This is a genomic window from Pantoea sp. UBA5923 (genome assembly GCF_002431095.1).
GTDB classification, from domain to species: Bacteria; Pseudomonadota; Gammaproteobacteria; order Enterobacterales; family Enterobacteriaceae; genus Pantoea; species Pantoea piersonii.
Genome location: NZ_DJDN01000013.1, coordinates 13606 through 18685, shown reverse-complemented (window position 1 = coordinate 18685; position 5080 = coordinate 13606). Strand labels below are relative to the sequence as shown.

General features: G+C 60.7%; 4 protein-coding genes. All 4 read right to left on the bottom strand.

Going from position 1 to position 5080, the window contains the following annotated elements:
- Window positions 1–1147, bottom strand: a 1147-nt coding sequence (gene cysG / locus B3797_RS03100) for a siroheme synthase CysG (RefSeq protein WP_311790346.1), incomplete at its 3' end; no start/stop codon positions are given.
- Between the two features lie 86 nt (window positions 1148–1233).
- Complete coding sequence (gene nirD, locus B3797_RS03095; protein ID WP_120457304.1) at window positions 1234–1560, bottom strand: nitrite reductase small subunit NirD; 327 nt, start codon at window positions 1558–1560, stop codon at window positions 1234–1236.
- Entirely contained in the window at window positions 1557–4097 is a 2541-nt protein-coding gene (gene nirB / locus B3797_RS03090; RefSeq protein WP_311790345.1) for a nitrite reductase large subunit NirB, read from the bottom strand. Before nirB ends, nirD begins: the two co-directional genes overlap by 4 nt.
- A 232-nt stretch (window positions 4098–4329) precedes the next feature.
- The coding region (gene tsgA, locus B3797_RS03085; RefSeq protein WP_311790344.1) for an MFS transporter TsgA at window positions 4330–5080 on the bottom strand (751 nt) is incomplete at its 5' end.

Here is a 5080-nt window from a genome sequence, read left to right as displayed (position 1 = left end):
CCATATAAAACACCAGCGTCTGCTGCTCGGCGGCCAGTTTTTCCCACTCCAGCGCATTTTCCTGCTGCAGATGACCCGTCACCAGCCGTACGCTCTGCGCATGGTCGCGGTGGGTCAGCGGAATGCCGCTGTAGGCCGAGCAGCCTGACGCCGCCGTCACGCCCGGCACCACGCTGAACGGTATCTGATGCTGCGCCAGGATCTCCAGCTCCTCGCCGCCGCGCCCGAAAATAAAGGGATCGCCGCCTTTCAACCGCACGACGCGCTTGCCGCGCTGCGCCTGTTCCAGCAGCAGCTGGTTAATCTGCGCCTGAGGCACGCAGTGATGTCCGGCACGCTTGCCGACAAAAATCCGCTCCGCATCGCGACGCACCAGGTTAAGGATCTCCTCTGAAACCAGGCGGTCATACACAATCACATCAGCCTGCTGGATCTGCTGTAGCCCTTTCAGCGTCAGCAGCCCGGCGTCGCCCGGCCCGGCACCCACCAGCGTTACTTCGCCCTGCGCGGGCAGCGCGTCGCTGAAGAGGGAATCGATCATCTGCGCCGCGCGCGCGCCGTCGCCGTTAGCCAGCGTCTGCGCCAGCCTGTCGCTGGTAAAGAAACGCTCCCAGAAATAGCGGCGCTGCGCCATAGAGGCGAAACGCTGTCTGACGCGCGTGCGCAGCGTGCCCGCCAGCGACGCTAGCTGACCAAGATGCTGCGGCAGCAGCGCCTCGATTTTTTCGCGCAGCAGGCGGGCCAGTACCGGCGCGCGCCCGCCGGAAGAGACCGCCACCATCAGCGGCGAACGATCGATGATTGACGGCATAATGGCGCTGGCCTGTTCTGGGGCATCCACCAGATTACAGAAGATGCGACGCGCTTCGGCGGCCTGCGCCACCTGCTGATTCACCGCATCGTCATCGGTGGCGGCGACCACCAGCCAGCACCCGTCCAGCCATGCGTCGCTAAATGCGCCTGAGATCGGCGTTATCTCACCGCTGTCGGCCCACTGACGGAACGCAGAGGAGAAATGCAGTGCGCCGACGTGCAGATCGGCGCCGGCAGAGAGCAGCAGGCGCGCTTTGCGCTCAGCAACGTCGCCGCCGCCCACCAGCAAACAGCGTTTGCCCTGCAGGCGGCAAAAAAGGGGAAAGTAGTCCATAGAGCGTCCTGAAAGCGAGAGAGGAAGGCGGGCTGCCGGCGCGCAGGGCGTCGGCAGCGTAGCATAGCATCAGGAGAGAGGTCGGTTCAGGCGCACACTTCGACTTTGCCTGCGTTTACCCGTACCGGAAAAGCGGCGACGGAGCGCGACGCATCCTCCATACAGTAGCCGTCGCTGAGGCGAAAACGCTGCTTCTTCAGCGGACTGGCTACCCAGAGGCTCTCTTCATGCTCGGCGATTATGCCGCGCGACAGCACGCTGGCCTGCGCAAAGGGATCGATATTGCTGATGGCGAACAGCTCGCTGTCCTGGCGCGGGCGGAAAATAGCGATCTGCTGGTTATTCACCAGCGCGCATACGCCGGTGGCTGGCAGGATTTGCTCCAGATCGCAGACGGGCGTCCACTGGCTCATACTTCGCTCTCCTCAATCAGGGTAACGGCAATGCGCTCTTCCGGCCGCGCCGGACGATGCTGGCTGCGCTCGGCGACCATCTGCACGTTGGGATCGCGCAGCGGCGCGTTGATAAAGTGGGCGAAACGCGCCTGCTGGGCGGGATCTTCCACCGCTTCTTTCCACTCGCAGCGGGCGCGGGCGCGCAGTTCGCTCAGCTCCGCCTCCAGCTTGCCGTTGATGCCCAGTTTGTCGTCGATAATCACGCTGCGCAGATAGTCGATGCCGCCCTCAAGGCTCTCCAGCCACAGCGAGGTGCGCTGCAGCCTGTCCCCGGTGCGGATATAGAACATCATAAAGCGATCCAGATAAGCGATCAGCGTGTCGCCGTCGAGATCGGCCGCCAGCAGATCGGCGTGGCGCGGCTTCATGCCGCCGTTGCCGCAAACGTAGAGGTTCCAGCCTTTTTCCGTGGCGATAACGCCGACATCTTTGCCCTGCGCTTCGGCGCATTCGCGCGTACAGCCAGAGACGCCGAACTTCATTTTGTGCGGCGTGCGGATGCCTTTATAGCGATTCTCCAGCGCGATGCCGAAGCCGAGGCTGTCGCCGACGCCGTAACGACACCAGGCGCTGCCGACGCAGGTTTTCGCCATGCGCAGCGCTTTAGCGTAGGCCTGACCGGTCTCAAAGCCTGCGGCGATAAGCTGCGACCAGATGGCGGGCAGATCGTCTTTCTGCGCGCCGAACAGGCCGATGCGCTGCGAGCCGGTGATTTTGGTGTAAAGGCTATAGCGCTCAGCGACCTCGCCAATTACTTTAAGACCCTGCGGCGTGATTTCGCCGCCGGGCGAACGTGGAATAACGGAATAGGTGCCATCTTTCTGGATATTGCCGAGGAAGAGATCGTTGCTGTCCTGTAGCGGCGTATGCTGCGGCGCAAGCACAAAGTCGTTCCAGCAGGAGGCCAGCAGCGAAGCTACCGTGGGTTTGCAGACTTCGCAGCCGTAGCCTTCGCCATATTTTGCCAGCAGCGCGTCGAAGCTTTTAATCTCCTCGACGCGAATCAGGTGATAAAGCTCCTGACGAGAGTAGGGGAAATGGGCGCAAAGGTGATTATTGACCTCAATGCCCTGACGGCTAAGCTCGGCGTTCAGCACCTGCGTCAGCAGCGGAATGCAGCCGCCGCAGCCGGTTCCCGCGCGCGTTTCGCTCTTCAGCGCCGCCACGGTGTGGCAACCGCCCTGAACCGCTTTGATGATGTCGCCTTTGCTGACGTCGAAGCAGGAGCAGATCTGCGCGCTCTCCGGCAGCGAATCGACGCCCATGACCGGCTTTTCGCCACTGCCGACGGGCAGGATCAGACCTTCGGGATTTTCCGGCAGCGGAATGGCGTTAAGGACAAACTGCAGCAGATTGCCGTAGTCGCTGGTATCGCCTACCAGCACTGCGCCGAGCAGAGTTTTGCCCTCTTCACTGACGATCAGGCGTTTGTAGATCGACCGGCTCTCATCCAGCCAGACGTAGCTGCGCGCCCCTGGCGTACGGCCGTGGGCATCGCCGATGCCGCCGACATCGACGCCGAGCAGCTTGAGTTTGGCGCTCATATCTGCGCCCTGGAAGGTGCTGTCGCGGCCGGTTAAGGCATCGCTCGCCACCTGCGCCATTTTATATCCCGGCGCGACCAGACCAAATACGCGGTTCTGCCATGCGGCGCACTCGCCGATGGCGTAGATTGCCGGATCGCTGGTGCGGCAGCGGTCGTCTACGGCGATGCCGCCGCGCTGGCCGATCGCCAGGCCGCACTGTTTCGCCAGTTTGTCCTGAGGACGAATGCCGGTGGAAAAGACGATAAAGTCGACGTCCAGCGCGCTGCCATCGGCAAACTGAAGGGTTTTGCCGCCCGCAGCATGATGCACGATCTGCTGGGTGTTTTTGCTGGTGTGCACCTGCACGCCCATCTTTTCGATTTTACGACGCAGCTGCTCGCCGCCCTGAACGTCGAGCTGTTCGGCCATTAATACCGGCGCGAACTCAATCACATGCGTTTCAATGCCTAAGTTTTTCAACGCGCCTGCGGCTTCCAGACCGAGCAGGCCGCCGCCGATTACCGCGCCGCGTTTGCTGCGTCGCGCGCAGGCTTCAATGGCGTTGAGATCTTCAATGGTGCGGTAGACGAAGCAGTCCGCGCCTTCCGAGCCTTTGATAGGCGGGATCCAGGGCCAGGAGCCCGTGGCGAAGATCAGCGTATCGTAACGGACGGCGCGGCCGGTATTGGAGTGGATCAGCTTCTCTTCACGGTTGATGGTGATGGCGCGTTCGCCCAGCAGCAGATTGACCTGATGTTTTTCATAGTAGCCTTCGCGAACCAGGGAGAGTTCTTCGGCGGTATGGTGAGAGAAGTAGGCGGAAAGGTGGACGCGGTCATAGGCGACGCGGGGTTCTTCACAGAACACGGTTAACGCGAACTGGCCGGGTTCGGCTTTGTCGATCAGTTCCTCAATAAAGCGATGCCCCACCATGCCGTTACCGATAACGACGACATTGTGCTTGCTCATACTTGCCTCAAAATTGCGGGAATTGAGGCTACAATAGCGCGCCGTTTTCAGCCCATATTGATATATATCAATTGCCTTTTCGTATACCTATTTTGAGGTATGTGTCTGTTTCTGAATCATTTTTCGTAAGTTATTCGTTCTACTACGAAAAGAGCTGGATCACATTTTTGCGGCAGCCAGAAAAGAAAAGGGCGGCCAGCGCCGCCCTTAATCTTATTAAGCGATCTTCTTATCAGTGCATCGCATGGCCATGCTGGCGATGGCGGGTAACAAAGCCCAGCAGCACGCACATCACGAACACGACGGCATAGAGTCCATTGGCCGTCAGCAGCGCAGCATGAACGCCGCCTTGCTTCACGATGGGGCTGGTCACCACGAAGGTCAGCATGGTGCCGACGGTGCCGCAGGTGAGGATAAAGTTCACCAGTTTCGGCGAGGAGACCTTAGTCTGCAGCGAGCCGAGCGTAATGATGGTGGTGTAGATGGCGCTGGAGCTAAAGCCGAGGATCATAATCACCCAGCGCAGCATGCTGGCGTCCGTGGCGCTGACGAACCAGTACATCAGCAGCGTTGCCAGACCGGCCAGCACCATCAGAATGCGCTGCAGATCGAAGAAGCGCAGCAGGAAGCTGAAGACCCACATGCCGACCATATAGGCGGTCCAGAAGTTGCCGACCAGCTGGCCCGCGCTGGCGATATCCATGCCCATAGTCTTCGTGGCGTACTCAGGCACCCAGGAGATAAAGCCGAGCTGGCCGAGGATATAGCAGAGCGCGGCCACAGCGAGGAACAGGACGCCGATGCCCCATTTCTCTTTCTCTACCGTCGGGCTGTTTTCCGGCTTGCGCAGCACCGGGAACTCGACGCACAGGGTCAGGACGAAGATAGCAACGTAGATAAGCCCGATGCAGACGTAGACCCAGTACCAGGGCAGCGCGCGCGCCAGCAGGATGCCAGCCAGAACCGGAAACAGCGTACCGGCC